Genomic DNA, 24165 nt, shown 5'->3' on the forward strand with positions numbered 1-24165 from the left:
GCCAGTGCTAGCTTTGCGTACCGTCACTTATTGCACTGAAAACGAGGAGACCCCAAGTCGAAGCCGGCCAGATCCCGGTGCACGGGGAAGCGCGCCGAGTTCATCTGGTGCTGGACCGAACGCATCGAACGGTCTGTAGTCTCCGCCTGCAGCAGGTGCTCGACCAGCCAGCGAGAGGCATCCAAGCCGGACGCGGCACCTTGCTCCGCCAGATCGCACCAGGCACTGGCCATGCCGTGCAGGCGCAACGCCTTGAGTTCGACTGTCACGTCACGCATGGTCCACCTCCTGTCCACGCAAGCCGTCGTATCGGGCCGTGTTGGCCAGCGGCGGCGTGACGATCTGCAGCGCCGTCTGCGCACTCTGCGGTGCTGCCGGTGCGGTGAGCCGGCCGAGCACATTGACGACGTGCTCCACGCTGACCCGGCCCGATGGCGGACCACTCTCCAGCGCCAACTCGACCGCCACGATCACCGCGTCCAGCCCCGCCGTCGGCACGATGGCCAACACCTGCGCCATCACGCGATCTCCCCCGGCCTGGCGCAGCAGGCCGCGGCGCAGTTGCTGCAGTGCCTCGGGCATGTCTGCGAAGGGCGCACCGTTCCTCAATGCACCAGGCTTGCGCTGGATGAGCGGAATGTAGTGCTGCCAGTCGTAGCGGGTGCCGCCCGCGTCGCTCAGGCGCTCGTGTCGCGCGACCACCGCATCATCGGCAACAACCACGATGCCGCCCGGATACAGCCGCGTGCTGACCATCTGCCCGGCCAGCTCGCAGGGCACCGAGTAGCGGTTGCGGGCCACCGACACCAGGCAGGTGCTCGACACCCGCGCCGGCTTCTCCACATAGCCATCGAAGGGCTCCGGCATGGGCATCAGGTGGGGCCGCTCGTGCTCGAGCATCTCGGCCACGCTGAACTGGCTGTGCTCGGGGTGGCGCACCTCGTTCCACAGTGCTCGGCATCGCTCTGCCAGCCAGGCATTGAGTTCGACGAAGGAGCCGAAGCGGCGCCGGCCCGCCTCGATCCAGATGCGCCGACGGCTGTCCTGTACGTTCTTCTCCACGCGTCCCTTCTCCCAGCCCGAGGCGACGTTGCAGAAGTCGGGGTCGTACAGGTAGTGCGCGCACATCACGGCGAAGCGGGCATTGACGGTGCGACCCTTACCCTTGTGAACCTTATCGACGGCGGTGCGCATGTTGTCGTAGATCCCGCGGCGCGCCACACCACCCAGCGCTGCAAACGACCTCGTGTGGGCATCGAACAGCATCTCGTGACCTTGGCTCGGGTACGCCACCAGCCAGAACGCACGGCTCGCGCACAGCTTCAGGTGCGACACCTGCATGCGGTAGTAGATGCCGCCGACGACCAGGCCTTCTTCGCTCCAATCGAACTGGAAGGCCTCGCCGAGCTCGAAGGTCAGTGGAACGAACGCGGTGACGTTGACTGCCTGTCCCTCGCCCTGGCGCCACGCTCGAACGAAGTCAGTGACGGCCGAGTAACCGCCGTCGTAGCCCGCCGCCTTGATCTCGGTGTGCAGCGCACGTGCCGTGCGCCTCTCGTGCTTGGCCCGTCGCGCATCGGCCGTCAATGCCTGCTTCAGCGTTGCCTCGAACGCACTGAGTTTGTTCGGGCGCGCTTCGCGCCGGTACTTCGGTGCCTCGGCAACCGGTGCCCGCAGCCACTTCGACACCGTGTTGCGCGACAGCCCCGTCATGCGCGCTATCTCGCGCTCCGACAGCTTGTCCCTCACGTGCAGCCGCCGGATCCTGCCAATCATGTCCATGGTGATCACTCCTCGAACCCCGCTGCTTAAATAAACAGCAGGGTAGGTTGAACACCTGGCTCACTTTTACTTCGGCACCACCTACAAAACTGGCTCAGTTTCCGGTCGGCGCCAACAGCTATATCGCTTCGAGGGTGCCGGAACTGATCGAAGACGCCGACAACGAGCTCCCCGGCTCCTTCCGCGTGCTCGTCCAGCGACTGCTCGACCACTTCAAGGAACTCGGGCGCCAGGTCGAAGAGCTCGAAGCACAGATCCAGGCATGGCATCGAAGCAGCGACCTCAGCAGCCGGCTCGCTCAAGTGCCCGGCATCGGCCCCATCACGGCGAGCGCGCTGGTTGCCTCCATTGGGGACGCGAAGAACTTCGACGGCGGCCGCCAACTGGCGGCTTGGCTGGGCCTGGTGCCCCGGCAACACTCTTCTGGAGGCAAGTCGAACCTGCTGGGGATGAGCAAGCGCGGCGACAGCTACTTGCGCACCTTGCTGATACACGGTGCGCGATCGGTCATCTATCGCGCGGGACAGAAGGCAGACCCGTGCAGCTGGGTCAACGCAGTGGTGCAGCGACGCAACAAGAATGTCGCGGCGGTTGCGTTGGCCAACAAGAATGCTCGAATCGTCTGGGCGTTGCTGGCCCATGATCGACGTTACGAGACGGGTTACAGGAAGGCGGCCGAGGTCGCGTGATCGAAGGCCAATCGCGGAAGAGGTAAAACAACTTCAGGGAGAAATACCACCGATTGCTCAGGCGATCATGAAGTGATGGCAAGACAGGTAAGACCGTGGTTGACCAAGCCCGCGCCGCGCGAGGCACCCAGAGTGCGTGTAAGCGATCGAGGCGTCAACCAGCAGATCCCATCAGGGACCGCAGCCAAAAGCTGCACTCACAGTCCGAATGTACGGGAGCAATCTTCACCTTCGCGTTGTCACGAATTGAGAGACTGGCATAGGGGGCGTTCATGTACGCGCGGCCATCCCACCCTTGAATGCATTGGCGTAAGCGGCAACGATGGTGTCTACCAAACAATTAGGTGGACACCATGAATGAAGCCAAGAAGAAGACCCGCCGGCGGTACGGCGCCGAGCTCAAGCAGCAGATCCTTGCCAAGTGCGCCGAGCCAGGTGCATCGGTGGCCAGCATCGCCTTGTCGCACGGCATCAACGCCAATGTCGTGCATAAGTGGCGCCGCCAAGATGGCAGGGCGCTGCCTGCACTGGAGGCCCCCGCATTCGTTCCGGTGCCGCTGCCGCCGACGGCATGTGTACCTGCACCAGACATCCGCATCGATCTTCGCCGTGGAGCCACCAGCGTCTCGGTGACCTGGTGATTTTTCGGGCAGATGGGACCAACCAGTTTGCGTGGACCTTCAATGGCGTTCAAAACCGCTCGTTGGATTTGGCAAAAATTGCACCCCCTGGATTCAGCGCAACAGACTATAAGGTCTATGTTGGCCGCAACGCCCTTTATCGTCCTTGAAACATCCGACGCTGACCAAACTAAAACGGCCCTTTTCGCAACCTCCGAGCGGGCGATTTTGTCTCGCTCGGCGGTAAGAACACTAGGGGTCAGGACTGTCGCGCAAAATACTTCAGCCCTGGGTTTGGTCAGCGTTTCTTGTGACCTCGAGGAAAGTAGAGGGTGAAGCATGTCTCGCCATTGACACTACTTTTGGCCGTAACCCGCCCGCCATGAAGACTCATGATTGCTTTGACGATGGCCAGCCCTAGTCCGGTGCCGCCGAGATCTCGGGCACGCGAAATGTCAACGCGATAAAAGCGGTCGAAGAGCCGCTCCAGATGTTCACGCGGGATCGGTTCCCCGAAGTTGGTCACTCTCAGCGCAACTTCAAAATCGTCGGAATGGAACACGTTTAGGATCACCGGAATGCCCTGCGCACCATGCCGCACGGCGTTGGACAGCAGGTTGGTGATTGCCCGTTGCACCAGACCGCCGTCAGCGAATACGCGCGCACCACCCTCCACCAAGATCTCAATGCCGCGCTCGTCGGCCAGCAGCTGCAGAAACTCCGCGACGGTGCGCGCTTGTTCGACCAGATCGAGTTCGTCGCGTTCAAGGGCGGTTTGCGCATTGTCGGCCTGCGCCAGAAACAGCATGTCAGACACAAGGCGTCCCATCCGCTGAAGCTCGTCAACATTGTCTTCAAGCAGGTCCGTCAATTGCTCGACTGAGCGCGGCTGCAACAACACCACCTGGGTGCGCCCGAGCAACGTTGCCAGCGGCGTACGGAGCTCATGCGCCAGATCCTCTGAAAATTCGGACAATCGGCGCACTCCATCGTCCAGGCGCTCCAGCATGCCATTGAATGCTTGGCCAAGTCCTTGGAGCTCGGTCGGCAGGCCTTTGGAATCAATGCGCGCCGAAAGGTTGCTGGCAGTGATGTCGGTGGCGGTCAGTTGAAAGCGTCGCAACGGACGCAGGCTAAAAACGACAATCGCCAGCGAACTGCCAACCACCAACGCCAAGCCCAAGGGTGCCGCGGCCATCGCGGTGAACAGCAAATTGCGTAACAAACGCTGATCCTCGCTGCGCTCGACTGTCACAACAATCTCGTATGTTTCACCGCTCTTGAGTTGCACGGCGGCGGCCTGCGACAGCATCGGCGCGTCGTTGTTCTGCGAACGCCATTCAAGGAATGCGTCGGTGCCCCAGGTGTCTTCCCTTAATCGCTTCAGCGATTCAGCGGCTTCAGGGCTGAACGCAACCGTCAGCTCGTGTGACCCTTGGCGGGCGATTGCAAGATGCAATTCGGCGTGACCAGTGACGAGGTCCACAAGCTCGTAGGCCTTTGCGCGAATGGCCTCATCGTTGGGCATATTGCCGACCAACTGTTGGGCGTGATCGATCTTGTCACGCAGCACAAGTCGCCGTTGTGAACCCAACTCCTGTTGCATCGTGAGATAGGAAAACCACAGAACGCCGGCACCCTGCATTAGGCCCAACAGGCCGACCCACAGCGCGAGCCGAACAGAAAGGCTTTTGATCCTCATGGCCGAGGCTCGAAGACATAGCCCACGCCACGCACTGAGTGGATCAGTTTCGTCTGGAAGGGGTCGTCGATCTTGATGCGAAGACGGCGCACTGCCACGTCTACCACGTTTGTAGCGGAATCAAAGTTGATGTCCCAGACCAGCGAAGCGATCTGCGTTCTCGACAACACCTCGCCGCTCCTGCGAACGAACAACACCAGCAGGGCGAACTCTTTGGCCGACAAGTCGATGCGCTGGCCGGCACGCGTCGCGCGGTGTTTGACGGAATCAACTTCCATATCCGCGACGCGCAGCACGTCGTCGCTCGCCACTTTAGTCCCCCGCTTGAGGAGCGCGCGGATTCTCGCCAGCAGCTCTGGAAACTGGAATGGCTTCACAAGGTAATCGTCGGCGCCGAGATCGAATCCCTTGACCTTGTCATCGACCTTGGAACGCGCAGTCAACATCAGCACCGGCGTTTGCTTGGACGTTCGAAGTGCAGAGAGCACCGCAAAGCCATCAATGCCGGGCAGCATCACGTCCAGGACTACCAGATCGTGGTCTCCGTTTATGGCCGCGTGCAGGCCGTCGCTTCCATTGGTTGCAATCTCTGCCGTGAAGCCGCTTTCGGTAAGGCCCTGTTTAAGGTATGCCGCAGCACTCGCTTCATCTTCGATCAACAGTATTTTCATGATTTTGAAGGGTCTTGCGGAAGCTCCAAACCGAGAGCTTCTATTTACGCAAGATAACCCAGTGCCTCCGAATGGTGTGGCTCCCGGGACCTATGCCTTTTGTTCCTGATGTTGTTCAGTGATGGCTTCCTTCCGTTTATGGTCATCGGCTCGGAGGCGTTGAATGGATCATCATGGGAATGGGATGTGCCAGCTCCACCGGAGCGTATCCGTCACTCTTCCGGCAGAGCAGCTTGCTTCTCTGACCTCAGTCGCAGCCAATCCTGCCAAGGATGCGGCGCATCCTCGAGCATTAGTACCAAGATAAAGTGTGAAAATGGCGATATCTCTGCTTGAGCAACCGACGGGGCGGCATGGCCAAGGCGGACGTGGCCTGCGAAAGTGGAGTATCGGTATCACGCTCTGGCACGAGTGAGGATCCAACCGGCCGCACCGTCTCTGCATCTCTTCTAGTGCACGTGAGAGCCATGTAACTGAAGAGATCATTTTCAGACCAGGTGAGACTCCCGAAAAGCCAGTAGGAGAGGATCGACCCGCAGAGCGAGTTGAGCATCATTGCGACGATGCCCATTTGCCAGCCCCCCGGCGGATCATCGCTCTGACATTTCCTCTACTTCACTGAGGTGACGATGTACTTGCCATTTTCTTGAACGAACTCAAATTGAACTTTTGAGCCGACGACCATTTTTTCCATCAGCATCTTGTCTCTAATAACGAAGCCCATCGTCATCGACGGCCACTTGAGCGTTTTGACCGGCTCATGCGCAACCGTCACCACTTGACTCTTGGCGTCGACGGTCTTGACTTCGCCCATGGCTATGTGAGTGGCACCCACTGCCCCGGCCTTCTTTTGCATGTTCATGTCTTTTGAACCGGACATGTCCATGCCTTTCATGTCATCCATTTTCTGTTGCGCCAGCACGGCGGCGGGGACCAAGACGGCGGCGACGAGAAAATTGCATGTGAATTTTTTCATGAGAACTCCTGACTGAATGCAAGTTGGGGTGAATTGGTTGAAGCCGCCGTTCGGCGGCCTGTGCTGAAACGAATCGGCAGTTGCTTATTGGGCCTTCATCATCATCTCGTGGCATTTGGTCATCATTTTTTTATCCATGCCGCTCATCTTCATGCCGGACATGTCGTGATCTTTCATGTTGCCGCGAGGCATCGATGCGCCCAGCGTGGATTCCGAAGCACGGATGACCTGCATCTCGGTGATGGCAATTCCGTCGCTCGACGGACTGAGGATGAAGGCAATCGGCTGACCAATGCGCAAGCCCTCAGGTGAGAGACTTTTATCCAACTGAAAGTCCATCGTCATGCCGGACATGTTCATACGGGGGATGGCTTGGTGCTCAATGGTCAAGATGTGTTGAGCGGTATCTATTCCCCTGATCGTGCCGACGGCCAATGCGCTCGCACCTACGGCGCGCGCGCCTGAGGGCATCGGCGCGGAGGGCTGTGCCAGCGCGGGCAGTGCAAGCGCCGTGCACAACACGGCGGCAAATGCGATGTGTTTGGTTTTCATTGCTTTTTCCTTTCTTTGGAAGTGTTGGTACATCGTGGTGCTCATGTCATAAAAACGAACCGTTGATCAATGGAGCCACCGGCAGAACGCTATGTGCACAGGCAATCAAGCCCGCCCACCTCCGGTGGCTGCGAGCAGAGTGATGTCGGGAAACGAACTCGAGCGTTCCTGCCACGGAGCTTTCTCCGGCCATCCTCCCTGCCCGCTGATGTTCTGTACGACTGTTGCAGAAGCGGCATCACACCGCGCACAAAACATGACCTCCAAAACTGTAGAGATCGGATTTCGCGTTATCCCCCATTGCGGCACTGTCTCAGCCATCGTCCGCACCTCAACAGCGCGCGATTGGAATGCCTGACGCGTACCTGAGCGTAAGACCAGGAACAGAGATACCCCAGCAGCCAAGCAGGTGGAACAAGCCCTGCGAGATTCACGCCTCAGCACCGCTGCGCCTCCAGAATCCCCTCTTCGCCGCGCGCTTCTCTCGCTTTTCCCGCTCTCTGCGCATCAGAAAATAGACCGCCGGAATCACGAACATGGACAGCAGGGGCGCTGTGATCATCCCGCCGACCATGGGGGCAGCGATCCGCTGCATCACCTCCGAGCCCGTGCCCGATCCCCACATGATTGGGAACAGCCCAGCCAGAATTACGGCGACGGTCATTGCCTTGGGGCGCACGCGCAGGACTGCACCTTCGCGAATCGCATCCAGGAGGTCATCGTTGCTGGTCGTACCCCTTGCAATTCGCTCATCCCAAGCTTGCCTGAGATACAGCAGCATAATCACGCCGAACTCAGCAGACACGCCTGCAAGGGCAATGAAGCCCACCGCACCCGCCACCGACAGGTTGTAGCTCAGCAGGTACAGCAGCCAAATACCGCCCACGAGCGCAAAAGGCAACGTGGCCATGATCAGGGCTGCCTCATCAAAACGCTTGAAGGTAAGGTACAGCAGCACAAAGATGATGAGCAACGTGAATGGCACCACGATCTTCAGCTTGGCAGTGGCGCGTTCGAGGAACTCGAACTGCCCCGACCAGGAGACCGAGTAGCCCGCAGGCACCGTTACCTGTTCGGCCACGGCACGCTGCATGTCCTTCACGGCCGAACGCAGGTCACGACCGCGAATGTCGACGTAAATCCAGCCCGAAAGGCGTGAGTTCTCGCTCTTGAGCATCGGCGGGCCATCGACCACCTCGATCTTCGCGATGTCCGACAGCAAGATGCTGGCACCACGTTTGGTCACGATCGGCAGCTGCCGCACCCGCTCAACCGAGTCTCGGTACTCGCGGGGATACCGCACATTGATCGGGAAGCGGGACAAGCCTTCGACCGTTTCGCCTATGTTTTCGCCACCGATTGCAGATGCGATGATGGATTGCACATCCGCCACGTTCATTCCGAACCGAGCCGCAGCATCACGATCAATGTTGATGTCGACGTACCGGCCACCGGACAGACGCTCAGCGAGCGCGGACGATACTCCGGGCACGTTCTTCACGACGGCTTCGATCTGTGCGGTCACCCGATCGATCTCAGCCAAGTCGGCACCCGCAACCTTTACGCCCACCGGGCTCTTGATACCTGTGGCGAGCATGTCGATTCGATTACGGATCGGCGGCACCCAGATGTTGGACAGGCCCGGAACCTTGACAATGCGATCCAGCTCTTCCACCAGCTTGTCCTGGGTCATGCCAGCACGCCACTGATCGCGCGGTTTGAACTGGATGGTGGTCTCGAACATTTCCATCGGCGCGGGGTCGGTCGCGGACTCGGCCCGCCCTGCCTTTCCAAACACCGTGGCCACTTCCGGGACGGTCTTGATCAGGCGATCGGTCTGCTGCAGCAACTGAGACGCCTTGCCCGCCGAGAGTCCGGGCAGTGCCGAGGGCATGTACAGAAGATCGCCCTCGTCCAGCGCAGGCATAAACTCGCCGCCGATGTGCTGCAGCGGCCAGAGGCTGGCCACCAGAAGCACCCCCGCCACGCCGATCGTTAGCTTCGGCGCCTTGAGCACCGCATCGAGAAGCGGACGGTAGACCGCAATCAGGAAGCGATTGAGCGGGTTCTTGTTCTCGTCGGGGATCTTTCCCCGAATCAAATAGCCCATGAGGACTGGGATCAGCGTCGCCGACAACCCTGCGGCGGCCGCCATCGCGTAGGTCTTCGTGAAGGCCAACGGCGCGAACAGTCGGCCTTCCTGCGCCTCCAGCGTGAAAACGGGAATAAACGACAGCGTGATGATCAACAGTGAGAAGAACAGTGCCGGTCCGACCTCAGCGGCTGAATCGCCGATCACGCGCCAATGCGTCTCCCCTTGGAGCTTTTGCTCGGGGTGCTCGTGATGCCACTTCTCAATATGCTTGTGGGCGTTCTCGATCATCACGACCGCCGCGTCGACCATGGCACCGATGGCAATTGCGATGCCACCCAGGGACATGATGTTGGCATTCACGCCTTGATACCGCATCACGATGAAAGCGACCAGGATGCCGATGGGCAGCGACACGATGGCAACGAAGGCCGAGCGCAGGTGAAACAAAAAGATGAAACACACCACCGCGACAACAAGGAACTCCTCGATCAGTTTGAACGAAAGGTTTTGGATTGCTGAATCGATCAGGGTAGAGCGGTCGTAGGTCGGCACGATCTCTACGCCTTTTGGCAGGTTGGACTGCAGGCTTGTAAGCTTGTCTTTCACCGCCTGAATTGTCTCCAGCGCATTTTTCCCCGAGCGCATCACGATGACGCCGCCAGCAACTTCGCCTTCGCCGTCGAGCTCAGCGATGCCACGCCGCATTTCTGGACCGACTTGAATTCGGGCCACATCGCCCAGACGCACGGACACGCCGGCGTCGGTGGTCGAAAGCGGTATCTTGCGAAAGTCCTCTAGGGTTTTGAGATAGCCCGAGGCGCGGACCATGTACTCGGCCTCACCCAACTCGAGGACCGAGCCTCCGCTTTCCTGGTTGGATTTTTGAATTGCTTCCACCACTTCGCTGTGCGTCAGTTTGTAGCCGCGCAGCCGATCCGGATCGAGCACCACCTGATACTGCTTGACCATACCCCCGATCGAGGCCACTTCTGCGACGTTGGCAACGGTCTTCAGTTCGTATTTAAGAAACCAGTCCTGAAGAGCGCGGAGTTGCGCCAAGTCGTGTTTGCCGCTTCGGTCCACCAGCGCATAGGAGTAGATCCAGCCCACTCCTGTTGCATCGGGGCCAAGCGACGCCTTCGCGCTGGGTGGAAGGCGGGATTGAACCTGGTTCAAATATTCGAGCACCCGAGAGCGGGCCCAATACAGATCTGTGCCGTCTTCAAACAGAACATAGACGAACGAGTCGCCAAAGAACGAGAAACCACGCACCGTCTTTGCCCCGGGGACTGAGAGCATCGTTGTGGTCATCGGATAGGTGATCTGGTTCTCGACGATCTGAGGAGCCTGCCCCGGGTAACTGGTTCGGATGATGACCTGCACATCCGAGAGATCGGGCAGCGCATCCAGCGGAGTACGCATCACCGAGTACACGCCCCAGGCGCTGATCATCACTGTGGCCAGCAACACCATGAACCGGTTGACGATCGACCAGCGAATCAATTTGGCGATCATTGCTTTTGTCCCATTGCGCCCATCGGTATCGTGTCCTTGGTGCCCGAACTGGGCATGGACATTGCGCCTGCGCCAGCGGGTTCTATCCGCGTCAGCACCGGGAGGCCTTCCTTGTTCATCGTGAACGCGAAGTCAACGGTCTGGCCAGGTCTGAGGCCATCAGGAATGCCGCCAGCCGGCTTGCCGAAGTCCATCGTCATGGCACTCCACTTCATAGAAGGGATCGGATCATGCGACAGCGTGACAGCGTCCTTCTCGATGGATTCGATCTTGGCCTTGCCGCTGTGCTCGCTGGATGCGGCGGTGCTACCTGCGGCCTCACCACCAGAAGGCTGGCCTGTGCCTTCCATGCGCGTGGTGGTACCCCGGAGGCTGGCCTCGGAGTCGATTAGGAACTGGCCGGAGGTCACCACCATCTGGCCCGCCTGCAAGCCCCGCGTGATTTCGGTCTGACCGTTGGATTCGTTGCCTATCTCTACGTCCACCGACCTGAACTTGCCATCACCTTCCGCGATCATGACCACCAGCCTGCGTCCGGTCTGGATGATCGCCTCGGTCGGGACCATCAGCCCTTGCTCAGGCTTTGCATTCAGAGCGACACTCACGAACATGCCCGGGGCAAGCCGCCCTTGGGGGTTCGCCAGTTCGATGCGGGCCTTGATCGTGCGTGTGCCCTGGTTGACTTCCGGTAGGACTGCTTGGATCTTGCCCTTGAACACCGTGTCCGGCAGTGCCGGCGAACGAGCTTCCACAACAGTCCCTGGACGCAACAGCGCCGACTGGCTCTCTGGCACATCCGCGATAGCCCACACCGTCGACAGGCCGTTGATGCGAAACAGCGGTGAACCCGGCATGACGGTCATGCCCTCACGCGCCGTCAGCTCGACGATCACGCCACTGGTGGGCGCGACCAAAATGATGCGGGGTTGAACCCGGCCAGCGCGCTCAACCAGCTTGATCTGGTCGTCCGTCATACCCACCAGTCGCATGCGCTGGCGTGCGCCGTCAACGAGCACCGCCAGATCTGTTCCCTGCATGCGGCGCACAGAGAGAAACTCTTCCTGCGCAGCGATCCAGTCCGGGACGTACAGCTCAGCGAGGGGCTGCCCCTTCTTGACAGGGTCAAGAGTCGCACGAACAAACAGTTTTTCGACGAAGCCTGTCGATCTTGCTTGCACAAACGTCTGATCTCGCTCATTGAATGCGATGCTGCCTGCAGCTTCCACGCGCGACGTCATTTCGCCACGCGTCACCTCGGCGGTGCGGATTCCCAAATTCTGCTGAACGCGAGGGCTTACGGAAACCGTTCCTTCGTCGCCGGATTCACCTGCGTAGACCGGTACCAATTGCATATCCATAAATGGCGATTTGCCCGGCTTGTCGAACTTTTGGGTCGGCACCATCGGGTCATGCCAATACAGCACCTTCTTTTCTGAAGAGGGGTCCATCTTGTCACCAGGTGCATTGGAGACCGCTGGCGTCGGTGAGGCCGAACCATCGCTGCCCTGGCGTTTGCCAAGCGAGTACAGCCCGTAGCCACTTGCGACGAGCACACCGGTGGTGACGAGTCCAAGGACGAGGAGTTTGAGTTTCATGAAATTTCTCCGGTGTTCAGGTCTTCAAGGGCTCGTTGCGCTCGCTGCATGGCCTTCGGGGATCAAATAGTTCAGCTGCGCCCACAGGCGCGCGGCATCCATCTCGAGGCGGATGCGCTCCATTCGGACATCAATTTCGTCGCGACGCGCCTCCAGCACCTCAGAGAGGGGAGCGGCGCCTCCCCGGTAGCTGGCGATCGCAGCCCGCGTGCGCTCGGCCGCCAACGGAATGAGCGAGTTGTCGTAACGGAGCAAGCGTTCGCGATCGCTTTGCCACTCTTGCAGCATTGCCATCGCTTCCGATACGTGGCTGCGGGTCGCCTCTTCGCGTTCAGCTCGCATGCGCTCGACCATGGCCAGCTTGGATGCCAGCTCTCGGTCTTGCCGGCTCTTCTGGTCCCACTGCAGCGGCACCGATACGTTCACCGACACCATGTTGGAATAGGCGGAGCCGCGCTGGCTGTACATGACCTCCACCGTCCAGTCCGACTTCTTGTTGGTGCGGGCGATCTCTGCTTCGGCTTGCGCCGTTTCCTCTTGTTTGAGCATCAACTGGAGCTGCGGGTGGTGGGCCAGGCGCGTTTCCAGATCCTGTGGGGTCAGTGCGACCCGATCTAACTTCGGCAGGGACCCGATGGAAGCCGTCGCCGGCGTTCCGATCCAGCGCACGAGCGCGGTGGTGGCCGTTGCGATCTGTCGATCCACCTGGACGATGCGATCCTCAATTTGCGCCACCGCCGAGCGGGCCGCGAAGACGTCCGCCTGATTGCCCTTGCCCCCGCGGTAGGTGGCATCTGCCGCTTCAATTTGGAGCTTGGCCTCGTCGCGCTGCTGAAGCAGCACCTCGCGCATGCGCTCCTGAAAATACCGATCCAGCCAAGCGAACGCGGTGCCGGCCTGCAGCTTCGTCAGCGCTAGGGAACGACCTGCCTCGGCCGCTTCGGCTTCCTTTTCGTAGCGTGACGACCGAGCCCTCAACTTATCGCTTCGTGTGAGTTCCTGCATCAAGCCCACGGAACGCATGGTCATGAAGTCGCGCGTCAGGCTGAAGCGATCCTCGCCGTTCACCGGCAGGTTGTTTATTCCTGCACGAAAAATGGGATCGGGTCGCTGACCCGCAGCGACGGCCATTTCGCGCGACGCCGTGGCAAGAGAATCCTGGGCGGACAACTGCTGCGAACGGTCCCGTGCCAGCCGCAAAGCGTCTTGCAGCGACAGAGCACCGGCACCGGGCGTTTGCCCGAAGGCGCCGGTACTGAAGGCGATACCGAGCAAGGCGCCCAGCAACGAACTGCGGATGGCCGACTGGCTCCGCCGTCGACAGATAGCTTTATTGAGACACATGACCAATCTCCAAACAATGAGGGGCGTCGTTCTTCAGCCGTCTGGCGCCTTGCCAAAGGCAAGCGTCAAAGGGCCGAACCGGCGCGACAAGCATAGGCCGCAGGGCCATGCTTGGCTCGCTATTCGGGGGAGATCAGGTTCGAAGGCAGCAGTGCTCTATCGCGTGCGGAGGGCCCTCAGCCTGCAAAAGCATCCCAGGTACGTAATAGGCAGCCTCGGCCATAGGCGCCGCCGTGCTTTGCATCACGCTGTACAGCTCAGTGAGAATTACCGGTGCAATCGTCGAATTCGGAGTGTGATCGGCGCGTTGCTGACCTTGTTTGCAATATTCAGCACAGAGATTAGGAGCCTCTACATCAACCTCCTCACAGTCCACTGGCATGGAGTGCGAAGCGTTGGCTGCTCCCATGGCCGGGCTGGCCTGAATCAAGTGATTGGCGTCGGCGGGCATGACCTCTTGTACTTGCGATTGCATGCCCGCGCCTGCGCCCGCAAGTGTTGCTTTGGGTAGGTTTGGGCAGGCGTACGCCGCGATGGCCATTTGAGCAAACATCAAGACGCCAATCATCGAGCGGATGACTGGACGCCGCAGCGAGCTGAATAGTGTCATCGCCTTAGCCCAGAAAGGCGGCCGCGCAAAACGGCGGTCCTCGACGTGACGCCGCAGACGTGAGTGACTTCGCGAATGACGGGGGCGAACGCTTGCACGATGGGTTCTCAGTTGAAGAAACGGCGCTGGGCTAAGGATGTCTTTACGTCGATTGAAGATCAGAGTGAGAACCCATTGCTTGCTAGTCGGGACAAGTTCCAGACTAGCAGCAGCTACTGCCCAAGATGTCCAGAATGTGGAGCGTGGCGGTAGGCTTCTTTCTCTTCAATTTCACGGTGTCACCGCTCTCAGGTTTTGGGGCACCAACGGTTCGCTTTTTCGGTGTGGTGGACTGTATGCAGAAGATGCCGTCGGCACTCTGACCAAATGATTACAGTTCTGTCATTTAAACGGCATCGCTTTTGGTCGCCGCTGATCCGCGCGCGTTCCCAAGCCCCCAACCGTCTTTTGAAGGGCAGATGGGCTTGGGCAAACGACCCTGAGCCTCTTCTGATGGGTTTGGTTTGTTGGTCGAGGATCAGCCGGTCTTTCGCGATGCTGGGGAGTCGCAAAAGTGCTCTGGCGTAGCGCGCGATGGAAAAGCGGAACACACCCCGGAAGTCGATATGGACAAAATGCAAAGTCCCCATGCGACGCAGCCACGAATCTTCAATGGGGTGCTTTTCCATGCTTCAGCGATCAACGAAGCCCTGCATCCTCAAACTGAAATTGTTGGTGGTCATGTGCATTCACCCAGCGCAGCACGACAACTGCTTCACGTCTTTGAAAAATGTTTGGGCACACAGCTTCAGGCCTTCCACCATCGTCAAATAGGGAAACATCTGATCGCCCAGTTCCTGCACCGTCATCCGGTTGCGAATGGCGAGCACCGCCGTCTGAATCATCTCGCCCGCTTCGGCCGACAGGATTTGGGCGCCGATCAGGCGTCCGGTCGTCTTGTCGGACACCAGCTTGACGAAGCCGGTGGTGTCGAAATTCGCTAGCGCGCGCGGTACGTTCTCCAGCGCCAGGGTCCGGCTGTCAACCTCGAAGCCTTCGGCTCTTGCCAGGTCTTCGCTCAAGCCCACGGTTGCCACCTGCGGATCGGTGAAGACGACTGCCGGCATGGCCGTCAGGTCCAGCACCGCATTGCCCCCCATCATGTTGCGTGCCGCACGTGTTCCTGCGGCGGCCGCAACGTAGACGTATTGCGGCTGGTTGGTGCAATCCCCGGCGGCAAAGATATGGGAGACCGAGGTGCGCATGTGTTCGTCGATCACGACAGCGCCAGAGCTATCCACGGCAACGCCCGCAAGCTCCAACCCCAGGTTCGCTGTATTGGCTTGCCGGCCCGTCGCTATCAGCAAGCGATCGCCCTTGAGCTTCTCGGTGCCGGTGTCGATGTGGAAATCGGTGCCGTCGTGGCTCACAGTTTGAATCTGCGTGCGGGTCAGAATCCGCATGCCTTCTACTTCCAGAGCCGACTGAAGTCCGGCACTGATCGCCGGATCCTCCTTTGACAACAGCGTCGAGCGTGCAATGAGCGTGACTTTGGACCCGAGGCGCAAAAATGCCTGCGCAAGTTCGAGCGCAACAACCGAGGCGCCGTAGACCACCAGGTGCTCGGGCGTCCGATCGGCGAGCAGCGCTGTGGTCGATGTCCAGTACGGGGTCGCAGACAGGCCCGGCAATCCTGGAACGATGGGGGAGCGCCCGGTCGCGATCAAGACCCGATCGGCTATGAGCCGCTGTGCAGCGGCACCCTCATGCGAAACCTCGATCGTATGGGCATCGATAAAACGAGCCCGGCCCCGTACCAAAGTGATGCTCGCATTCGTTTCGAGGATCGCTTCATATTTGGCGTAGCGTAACTCCTCGACACGGCTCTGCTGTTGCAAAAGCAAGGCCGCGCGGTCGATCCGGGGCGTGCGTTTGTCGATGGCATGAAATGGGTGGTGAGCCTGCTGATGCGCCACTTGCGCTGCGCGAATCAAGATTTTGGAGGGTACGCAACCAACATTGACACAGGTTCCGCCCACCACGCCCGCTTCGACGATGGTGACCGTCGCGCCTTCCTCTGCGGCTCGCAATGCTGCGGCAAAAGACGCCGAGCCACTGCCGATGATGACGACCTTCAGTGCAGCGCCCGCACCTGGAACGGACGTCGGCGGTGCGACAGAAAATGCAGGCTCCTTGACGGCTGCGCTCTGCAGCGTGGCATCGAACCCCTTGGCCCGGATTGCATTGATCAGCGTTTCCGCTTGAACTACGGCATCCAGCGCAACGGTTGCCTGGCGCGCTGGATAGGACACCGTTGCACTGCGGACCCCCCTCACCTGGCCCAGCGCCTGCTGCAGCGTCGATGCGCAGTGGTCGCAGGTCATCCCTGTGATCTGAAAATCAAGCGTCTGCATGCTCATTTCACCACCTTCAGCGTAGCCGGATAACCGGCATTGGCGCTCGCCAGACTGAGCTTTTCGACCGAGGTTTTCTGGTCGTCGAACGTGACCACGGCTTCGCGTTTCTCAAAGCTGGCCTTGACTTTCTGAACGCCATCCACCTTGGACAAGGCCTTTTTGACCGTGATCGGGCAGGATGAGCACGTCATTCCCGGCACATCCAGCGTCACCGTTTGTATGGCGGCCATTGCCATGGACGACAGGCCAGCGGCACACACAAGCGCGAGGGTACGGAGTGTTTTGAACATAAATTTTCCTTAGTAGTTGAGAACAATAGGGCAGCAACCGAGGCGCTGCATGGAGAGCAACAAACCCAGAATGCCCAGGTAAAGGAGCAAGGCCACAGCCAAGGCGCCAACCGCGCAACGAAACAGGGTGTTTTTGATCACTGCCGTCATCACTCCAACAGCGTCACAAGGTACGGATAGGCCAGGGCGATACCAACAAGCAGCGAGACCACCCAGAAAAGTGCTCTGTTCCTGGAATTCGTCTGCGGAAGTGCGCATGCCGAGCCGGGCGCGCAGTCGGCAGCAGCCGGTGCCCGATAGATCTTTTGGTAGGCCAGCACCATGCAAAGCAGTGCGACGCCGATGAAGAGCGGCCTGAAGGGCTCGAGCTTGGTAAGGGTGGAAATCCACGCTCCACCAACGCCCACGCTGACCAGTACCAGGGGTCCGAGGCAACAGGCGGAAGCTGCCAGCGCGGCCAGACCACCTCCGATGAGGGTAGTTTTGGCAAGTTTGTCTTGTTCCATAGAGTCCTAAAAATGAATCGATGTGCAACTGTAAGCTCCGTACTACAGTACAGAGTCAAGCGCTTTTGCCACCTTCTTTGTAAAAGTTTATGGCTCAAAAACTAACCATTGGAAAAGTCGCTGCCGCTGCGGCCGTGAATGTGGAAACCATTCGGTTTTATCAACGGCGAGGCCTGCTGACGGAGCCGCCGAAATCGCCAGGGGGCTTTCGTTACTACGACGAGGCAACCATCGCCCGCGTCCGCTTCGTGAAGCGCGCCCAGGCACTGGGTTTTTCACTGGAGGAAGTTGTGGGCCTGTTGGCTCTAGAACAGTCCAGCGCTTGCGGACCGACCCACGCTGCGGCTGTTCGCAAGCTGCAACTTGTGGAGGAAAGGATCACCGATCTGAAGCGCATCCGATCAACACTGAAAAATCTGGTGCAGAAATGCGAGGCCGGCCCCGCCGCAGTCTGTTGCCCCATCATTGAGTCATTGGCACTCAGCGCGACCAATAAATAAACTTCCACACGTGTTGCCGCATCAGGGTGGCCCATTGACGCGCTACTGGGGCAGATGGCCCTGCCGAAAAAGCTTGACCTTCGCCTTAGGTGTAAGGATTAAAGTAGGTTTTTGAACAAGGATGCCATGCTTACCATTGGGAAACTAGCTACCCTAACTGACTTGAGTACCAACGCATTACGCTTTTATGAGCGCGAAGGACTGCTTCAGCCCAGCTCAAAAAGCCCGGCTGGCTACCGCTTGTATGGTGACGACGCGCAAGCCCGGGTGAGCTTTATCAAGCATGCTCAGCACTGCGGATTCACGCTAACAGAGATCAATGAGCTGCTGACGCTCCGCAGTAACGACTCTGCTTGCTGCGACGACATACGCCGCTTGGCCGTCGAGAAGAAGTTGCAGCTCGAAGCCAAGATTCGGTCCATGAAGGTCATGTCCAATGCGTTGGAGTTCCTGATCGTAAATTGCCCGGATCAAGGCCGCCCCATCGGCGACTGCCCGATTCTGGGTGCGATGGACCAAATCGACGGGTTGCGCACATGAAAGTAGAGCTTTTTCAAACCAGCGGGTGCAAAAGTTGCCAGGCTACGCGTGAAACTCTCAGACAGGCTGCTGAGAGCGCCGTACCCGGGGTGATTTGGCGTGACGTTGATGTCGCGGCAGAGCTCGACTACGCAGTTGAGGTAGGCATCCTGAACCTACCGGCAGTGGTCGTAGACGGTACTCTTGCTTTCTCTTCGCTCCCTACGGCGGCCCAATTAACGAAAGAGCTGCAGCGACGTGCGGCTGGAGGTGCCTGTGGACACTGAATTGCTGCGTCAAACGGTGGAACAGTCCAGGTACGCCGCCGTTGGAGTCGCATTTTTAGCGGGCCTATTTTTCAGTGTAAATCCAGTCGCCATCGCGGCCATACCTGTGTCGCTGGCGTATGTGACCAGGGCCAGAGAGCGGCCTACCGCACTCCGATTCGCCACCATGTTCATCATTGGTCTGCTCGTGACTCACGTCCTCTTGGGCGTGATGGCTGCGCTTGGAGGCAAGTGGGTGGAGCAACTGCTGGGACGGTATTGGGGCGTGGTGCTGGGCCCGGTACTGATTGTGATGGGACTGCTGTGGACTGGTTGGATCAAGCTCCCGCTCCCGGCGTTATCGTTAAGGGCGAAGCGTGTTACCGGATCATGGGGCGCATTTGCTTTGGGAGTGCCATTTTCCATTGCTGTCTGCCCCGTATGCACGCCGGCTTTGTTGGCATTGCTCGGTGTGGTGGCGGCTTTGGGATCACCCGCCTTGGGAGCCACCATCTTGCTTGCGTTCGCTTTAGGACGAACCATCCCGATTGGGGCAGGAGCTTGGGCCATGGGTTGGCTAGAAAGCCTGAAGCCGCTTGCGAGATATCAACACGCCTTCGATGTGGGCAGCGGGATCGTGCTGGTGCTTGTGGGTTTGTCCATGCTCAACGCCTACTTATTCATGGTGCCCGCACTTGCAGGGTAAGAGTGATGAACGTAATGACCGATGCCGCCTTGGCGGATCAGCTAGGCAAAATTTTCAAACTGGCTTGTGCAGAGAAGGACTGGGAAGTGGCAGAGTTCCTCCTTCAAGCCTTGGAAGCAATTGCCAAAAGAGAAGGAGATGATGGCCAAAAGGGACTTGCATCGGAAGAACTGCTGGAGCACCTCCCCAGACGTGGCTTGCACTGACTGGCTCGATCATTCCGGAAAATGACACAGCTTGCTCAGTACATCGAGGCAGCCGAGAGCGACAACACGCGCCGGAACTATGCTTCGGCGATACGCCATTTTGAAGTTGAGTGGAAGGGTTTGCTGCCATCCACAACGGACGCCATTGCCCGCTACATGGCCGACCATGCGGCTACCCTGGCCATCAACACCCTGCGCCAACGGCTGGCGGCGCTGTCGCGGTGGCACACCGACCATGGATTTCCCGATCCCACCAAATCGGCTTTGGTGCGTCAGGTCCTCAAGGGCATTCGCTCCGTTCACAGCGTGCGGGAAAAACGCGCCCGCCCACTCGAACTGGCCGTACTTCAGCAAGTCGATCAATGGCTCGATACCGCTATCACCAATGCGCAGCGGTCCGGCGACCAGTCAGCCGCGCTGCGCCATACGCGCGACCGCAGCCTGATACTTGTCGGATTTTGGCGCGGCTTTCGCTCCGACGAACTGGTCAACCTGCGCGTTGAGAACACCGAGGTCACCCCTGGCCAGGGCATGACCTGCTACCTGGGCCGCAGCAAAGGCGACAGGCAGCGTGAGGGCCGAGTTTTCAGATGCCCGGCGCTCTCCCGACTGTGTCCTGTAACTGCGTTCAATGCCTGGGTCAGCCTCGCTGGACTGAGCGAGGGCCCGGTATTCCGCAAGATTGACCGCTGGGGCCATGTTGCCGAGGAGAGCCTGCACGTCAACAGTCTGATCCCCTTGCTGCGCAGTCTGTTCGCCGAATCAGGCGTCGAGTCACCTGAGGAATACAGCAGCCACTCCATGCGTCGCGGCTTTGCCGGCTGGGCACGCGCCAGCGGCTGGGACATCAAGGAGTTGATGGAATACGTCGGCTGGAAGGATGTCAAATCGGCCATGCGCTACCTCGATGCGTCGGATTCCAGCCTGCAAGCTCGGTTCGAGCAGGGCCTGATCGCTTCGGCGCCAGCAGCTCAACTGATACCGCCTCCGCAGCCTGAAGACAAAGCTGGCGGGCATTGCGCACCCACCGGGCGATGAAACAAGGCCTGTGGCAATCTTGCGTGTCACGATGACCCTGGCCCGGTTCAGCAAACAGTCGCTCGGTCTGGCCCGCGCCCACCGCCTGATCGAGCAGACCTGCTTCGAACGTTTTGCCATGCAGCGTCTGAACACCGAAAGCACACTGTACGAGCTCACGATTCCTCATCCGTCCCGCGACGCGCTGAACGAGCTGATCGGCACGCTGCTGGAGGGCATGCGCCGCGTTGCCGAAGACAACCCGTGCCTGCGGGAAACCTCGTTTCATGAGCCCGCCACCGATGCACATTGGGATTGAGTTGGTGGGTGTACAGGCAGCCAAACGGGGTCGTTGCCGTAAATGACCACGCTTCTGTGAGAGCAGCGAATCCTTTTCAACGCCATCACCTTGAGCCGCCACGTCTACGCGCCGAAGTTGCAAGGCCTGCGCACCGCCCACGCCGAGAGCTCAGGATCAGCTCGACCTAGCAACCAGCGCGAGTGATGGCACCAACTCCGAAAACTACGGCTATGACATCTGGGGCAACCGGCGCAGCTTGCGGCGCCTGGCTTCAGCGGGCGTTTCCTCCTCCAACTTGCTCAGCAGGACGCCAGCGTACTTCTCGATAGAAAAGCTCATGACACCGCGGAAGTTGATGTTCCCGAAGAATACCGGACCCAGCCGCCGCACAATGTCGTCGTTAACACCACCACCGGCGGACCTCAGCTTGGCGACGACCTCGTTAAGCTTGTTGGTGTTCCACGCGATGATGAGGTTTGTGAGAAGTACATGCGAGCCCGAAATGGCTCGCAGCTCATCGCGTCGACGGCCGCGTTCGGCGGCGATACGACCGTAATACACGGCGCGCTGAAGCTGATGCACCGACTCGCCACGATTCAACAAGGTATGGATCTCGCGGCGGAACTGCTCTTTGGTGAAGTAGTCGCACAGGTACACGGACCGCAGCATCCGACCGTAATGATCCAGGGCACGATGAAGTTTGTCGCCAATGGCTGCGCTGCCATTGCGCGCCAACGCCCAGCCCACGCTGACCCGCCCAGTCAGGATGGACGCCACCAAACGCAGCATCACGTCCCAGCCGCGCACGATGGCGCGCTCGGACACGTTGGTCAGTGCGATCGCGTCCAGCTCCTCGGGAACCTCGGTCTTGCGTGTCACCCAGAGCTTGCAATCCGGCAGTCCTGCGAGCTGCGGGCAGAGGTCGAACCGAAGATGCTTGGCCAGCGCCATCGCGCCGTACGTGTAGCCATGCGTATCCACCGCCAGCAGCTGAATCTTGATGCGGTCCTCGCAGGAGCTGTTGTACTGCTCGACCCCTTCGACCGCTGGGCCGCCCTGGCGCGTGAGCAGCACGATAGGCTGATCGTAAAAGACGGGGTAGCTGCCGAGCACGTGGGTGTAGATCCCGGCAGCGGGGGTTTTTCGCCGCGGATCGGTGCGGGCAATGCCCAAGTGCCTCGTCGTGTCCATGGCCATCATGTCGGCGGATGCCTTGGTGCCATCGCTCCAAAGTTTCACGATGGGAATGCTCTGCTGGTATGCGACTACGGCATTGTTCGCAGCTCGCAACCGGCCCGGAGTTTCCAACTGCCGCATGGCGGCAGTTACCTCGGCCACGGTGACACCGCTGACCATGGCGGCAGCCGACTTGGCATCGATCTCAGTTCCGTGGGCCAGCAGGGCGGCATACAAGGCGATCAGCTCCCTGGTCGTTTTGGCATCGCGCCCTAGCAGCTTGGAGCTGAAGCGGGTCTGGGCGTCCATCTCCAGGATCAGGTCTGGCAACTGGACGGGACCAATCATCTGCTGCACCGCCTGGGCCGTTCTCTTGAGCTCAGGTTCTTCCGCCATCGCGTTCAATGCGGGCAGACGAACGCAAGCTTGCGCGTCGATCTCAAGCAGGCCGTTGGCCAGCCCTTCTTTGACGCGCTGCAGGCCATCATTGAGCAACGCCATCTGGCGCGCAATCGCGACCTGCGGGTCGACCTCCAGGCCAAAAGCCGTGCAAAACGTTTCACGATCGCGCTCCCACTCTTCCTCGGGAATGAGGCTGTCGGTGCGGCTACGGAAGTTGGCGCTGTGCGGCACCCACAGTCGCCCGCCCTGCAAGCCTTTGCGGATTCGTAGCAGAGCACAGGCCTTGAATGCCTTCAGCGCCTTGACACGATCCGCGTCGTCGACGAGCGGACGCCAGGCGGCTTCGATGCCTGACACGTCCCAGTCCTTGGGCAGTTCCTTCAGGCCTTCGGTGCGAATTTTCTTGAGCTGTTCGACGAGGGTCAGATCCTTCTTGCTCTCGTCGCCCTCGATGTTGAGGCAGTCCACTGTGTCCAGCACGGTCGCGACCCGCTCGCCTTGCTCCACGAGCGTTTCGCGCACGATGTCGGCATGGCTGACCCTTGGCATATTCAACACCTCCCTGGCAACCCTGACGATCTCCACGATCCGCTCTTCTGCGGTTTTGTCCGCGTCCTGCGCTAGGTTCAGCATGGACTGAACTGACTCGCGGTAGATGCCACTGCGGCTGGCCTGCTTGGACTGCACGCGCTTCGCACCCATGCGCACCAGATCGCCGGTGCGCCGGCCCATCCGGAAAATGGCTTCGTCTGTCAACTCCCAGAGCGTGGCTTTCAAGAAGCAGATGACCTCCACGATCTGCGTCTCCAGCACGCGGCGGGAGGTCTCGGATGGAGGTCGGTGCGCAACACGCTGCGCGAAGGCCTGGATGCGCGTCTGGGAGAGCGATGTGAGGTTCCAATCAGCGACGCCGAGTGTCTTCAGGTAGTCGACGCGCGAGGACACTTCCTCCAGATTCTTGACCCCATGCTTGCCCGCCGAGGTTTTGAGCCATTCGAGGACAGTGGAGTCCTCCGACGGCCCTTGGTCAAACATAATCTTCAAGATCGCGCGCTGCCGGGCCGGCTTGACCGCGCCGTTGATGACCTCCATCGCGAGGGTTTCGATCGCGCGAAAGGCTGCATTGGCTCGGTCCTCCAGCGTCGAGACGCCGGGCAGGACGATCCTGCGCTCGTAGAGCCATTCCTCGGCGAAGGTCACCAACTCGGCCTGACTCGCTGCGTCCCGTGCGCGCATGGTGAGCGTGGCGGCCAGCTCCCTTTCTATTTCAGGCGCAAAGCCCTCAAACCCCAGCGTCTGCCGTGCCCATGTGCGCTGCTCGCGCAACCGGCGTTCGACGGAACCTTCGGCCTGGGGACCGGCCTTGCCACGGTAGATCGACTTGATGGTCGCGATGGCCGTGGCATCCGTCCCCAATTGGTTGGCCAGCACCTTGACCATGTTGGCCGGAAAGCTGTCCGTCACGCCGGCCAACCTGCCAGTCAGTCCAAGAAACATGAGCTGAAGGGCGTAGCCTAGGCGCAAATCTAGAGGTGGCCGGCCGCGCTTCGCGTTGCCATCGTCATCGACGCGGCTTACGATGGGGATCGCTGCGAGCTGTTCGTCACTAAGCCTGCAGTGCTCGATCGCTTCCGCCTCCGTCATCTTTGAGGGAAGCTGTTGCTTGCCGAGGAACTTGTACCGATAGCTCGCCATAGCGCCTCCAAAGACTGGATTGCGAGCCACTATA

23 protein-coding genes and 2 pseudogenes are annotated in these 24165 nt (G+C 59.8%); 10 read left to right on the forward strand and 15 right to left on the reverse strand.

Annotation, left to right across the window (positions count from 1 at the left end):
- Positions 1-56: 56 nt before the first annotated feature.
- Together ACODSU_RS06770 and istA are read right to left on the reverse strand one after the other, a co-directional pair.
- A pseudogene (locus ACODSU_RS06770) lies at positions 57-278 on the reverse strand (ATP-binding protein); the annotation flags it as partial.
- Positions 271-1782 (reverse strand): IS21-like element ISVapa4 family transposase, encoded by a 1512-nt coding sequence (gene istA, locus ACODSU_RS06775; protein WP_488841031.1) that lies wholly within the window; start codon positions 1780-1782, stop codon positions 271-273. The pseudogene ACODSU_RS06770 and the gene istA, both read right to left, overlap by 8 nt.
- Before the next feature lie 116 nt (positions 1783-1898).
- On the opposite strand from istA, the pseudogene ACODSU_RS06780 reads away from it, so the two are divergent.
- From ACODSU_RS06780 to ACODSU_RS06790, 3 genes and pseudogenes are all read left to right on the forward strand, one after another.
- Positions 1899-2471 (forward strand): annotated as a pseudogene (locus tag ACODSU_RS06780) (IS110 family RNA-guided transposase); the annotation flags it as partial.
- A gap of 353 nt (positions 2472-2824) precedes the next feature.
- Complete coding sequence (gene tnpA, locus ACODSU_RS06785) at positions 2825-3112, forward strand: IS66-like element accessory protein TnpA (RefSeq protein ID WP_488841033.1); 288 nt, start codon at positions 2825-2827, stop codon at positions 3110-3112.
- Positions 3043-3261 (forward strand): CzcE family metal-binding protein, encoded by a 219-nt coding sequence (locus ACODSU_RS06790; RefSeq protein WP_488841035.1) that lies wholly within the window; start codon positions 3043-3045, stop codon positions 3259-3261. The genes tnpA and ACODSU_RS06790 overlap by 70 nt, the downstream gene beginning before the upstream one ends.
- Positions 3262-3389: 128 nt before the next feature.
- Here the strand turns inward: ACODSU_RS06790 and ACODSU_RS06795 are convergent, their stop codons facing one another.
- The 12 genes from ACODSU_RS06795 to ACODSU_RS06850 form a co-directional block, all read right to left on the reverse strand.
- Positions 3390-4793 (reverse strand): heavy metal sensor histidine kinase, encoded by a 1404-nt coding sequence (locus tag ACODSU_RS06795; RefSeq protein ID WP_488841037.1) that lies wholly within the window; start codon positions 4791-4793, stop codon positions 3390-3392.
- Positions 4790-5464: a heavy metal response regulator transcription factor gene (locus tag ACODSU_RS06800; RefSeq protein ID WP_488841039.1), complete on the reverse strand. Its 675-nt coding sequence runs from the start codon at positions 5462-5464 to the stop codon at positions 4790-4792. The genes ACODSU_RS06795 and ACODSU_RS06800 overlap by 4 nt, the downstream gene beginning before the upstream one ends.
- A 610-nt stretch (positions 5465-6074) precedes the next feature.
- The gene (locus ACODSU_RS06805) at positions 6075-6440 is read right to left on the reverse strand and encodes a copper-binding protein (protein WP_488841041.1); all 366 of its coding nucleotides are present in this window, start codon (positions 6438-6440) and stop codon (positions 6075-6077) included.
- A gap of 84 nt (positions 6441-6524) precedes the next feature.
- Positions 6525-6992 (reverse strand): copper-binding protein, encoded by a 468-nt coding sequence (locus ACODSU_RS06810; RefSeq protein WP_488841043.1) that lies wholly within the window; start codon positions 6990-6992, stop codon positions 6525-6527.
- A gap of 430 nt (positions 6993-7422) precedes the next feature.
- Positions 7423-10602, reverse strand: coding sequence for an efflux RND transporter permease subunit (locus tag ACODSU_RS06815; RefSeq protein ID WP_488841045.1), 3180 nt, complete (start codon positions 10600-10602; stop codon positions 7423-7425).
- Entirely contained in the window at positions 10599-12197 is a 1599-nt protein-coding gene (locus ACODSU_RS06820; RefSeq protein ID WP_488841047.1) for an efflux RND transporter periplasmic adaptor subunit, read from the reverse strand. The genes ACODSU_RS06815 and ACODSU_RS06820 overlap by 4 nt, the downstream gene beginning before the upstream one ends.
- Positions 12198-12221: 24 nt before the next feature.
- Entirely contained in the window at positions 12222-13541 is a 1320-nt protein-coding gene (locus ACODSU_RS06825) for a TolC family protein (protein WP_488841049.1), read from the reverse strand.
- A 133-nt stretch (positions 13542-13674) separates the two neighbouring features.
- A complete protein-coding gene (locus ACODSU_RS06830; RefSeq protein ID WP_488841051.1) occupies positions 13675-14151 on the reverse strand; it encodes a hypothetical protein in 477 nt (158 codons plus the stop codon).
- 287 nt (positions 14152-14438) lie between these two features.
- Positions 14439-14819 carry a hypothetical protein gene (locus ACODSU_RS06835; RefSeq protein ID WP_488841053.1) on the reverse strand — a complete coding sequence of 127 codons (381 nt, stop codon included), beginning with the start codon at positions 14817-14819 and terminating at the stop codon, positions 14439-14441.
- A gap of 60 nt (positions 14820-14879) precedes the next feature.
- Positions 14880-16544, reverse strand: coding sequence for a mercury(II) reductase (gene merA / locus ACODSU_RS06840; protein ID WP_488841743.1), 1665 nt, complete (start codon positions 16542-16544; stop codon positions 14880-14882).
- A gap of 2 nt (positions 16545-16546) precedes the next feature.
- A complete protein-coding gene (merP, locus tag ACODSU_RS06845; protein WP_419474877.1) occupies positions 16547-16837 on the reverse strand; it encodes a mercury resistance system periplasmic binding protein MerP in 291 nt (96 codons plus the stop codon).
- A 149-nt stretch (positions 16838-16986) separates the two neighbouring features.
- Positions 16987-17343 carry a mercuric transporter MerT family protein gene (locus tag ACODSU_RS06850; RefSeq protein WP_419474878.1) on the reverse strand — a complete coding sequence of 119 codons (357 nt, stop codon included), beginning with the start codon at positions 17341-17343 and terminating at the stop codon, positions 16987-16989.
- Positions 17344-17432: 89 nt separating this feature from the next.
- Between ACODSU_RS06850 and merR the strand changes: the two genes are divergently transcribed.
- The 7 genes from merR (at position 17433) to ACODSU_RS06885 (ending at position 20876) form a co-directional block, all read left to right on the forward strand.
- Complete coding sequence (gene merR, locus ACODSU_RS06855; RefSeq protein WP_488841056.1) at positions 17433-17843, forward strand: mercury resistance transcriptional regulator MerR; 411 nt, start codon at positions 17433-17435, stop codon at positions 17841-17843.
- A 126-nt stretch (positions 17844-17969) separates the two neighbouring features.
- The gene (locus tag ACODSU_RS06860) at positions 17970-18383 is read left to right on the forward strand and encodes a heavy metal-responsive transcriptional regulator (RefSeq protein WP_488841058.1); all 414 of its coding nucleotides are present in this window, start codon (positions 17970-17972) and stop codon (positions 18381-18383) included.
- Positions 18380-18649: a thioredoxin family protein gene (locus ACODSU_RS06865; protein ID WP_488841059.1), complete on the forward strand. Its 270-nt coding sequence runs from the start codon at positions 18380-18382 to the stop codon at positions 18647-18649. Before ACODSU_RS06860 ends, ACODSU_RS06865 begins: the two co-directional genes overlap by 4 nt.
- Positions 18650-18665: 16 nt before the next feature.
- Positions 18666-19334 (forward strand): cytochrome c biogenesis CcdA family protein, encoded by a 669-nt coding sequence (locus ACODSU_RS06870; RefSeq protein ID WP_488841745.1) that lies wholly within the window; start codon positions 18666-18668, stop codon positions 19332-19334.
- 5 nt (positions 19335-19339) lie between these two features.
- On the forward strand, positions 19340-19540 hold the full coding sequence (locus ACODSU_RS06875; RefSeq protein ID WP_488841061.1) for a hypothetical protein: 201 nt from the start codon (positions 19340-19342) through the stop codon (positions 19538-19540).
- 21 nt (positions 19541-19561) lie between these two features.
- On the forward strand, positions 19562-20578 hold the full coding sequence (locus ACODSU_RS06880; protein WP_488841063.1) for a site-specific integrase: 1017 nt from the start codon (positions 19562-19564) through the stop codon (positions 20576-20578).
- Between the two features lie 31 nt (positions 20579-20609).
- Complete coding sequence (locus ACODSU_RS06885; protein WP_488841065.1) at positions 20610-20876, forward strand: hypothetical protein; 267 nt, start codon at positions 20610-20612, stop codon at positions 20874-20876.
- Positions 20877-21086: 210 nt separating this feature from the next.
- On the opposite strand, the gene ACODSU_RS06890 is transcribed toward ACODSU_RS06885, so the two are convergent.
- Positions 21087-24131, reverse strand: coding sequence for a Tn3 family transposase (locus tag ACODSU_RS06890; RefSeq protein ID WP_488841067.1), 3045 nt, complete (start codon positions 24129-24131; stop codon positions 21087-21089).
- Between the last annotated feature and the right edge of the window lie 34 nt (positions 24132-24165).

It is taken from the genome of Acidovorax sp. FG48, from assembly GCF_057809085.1.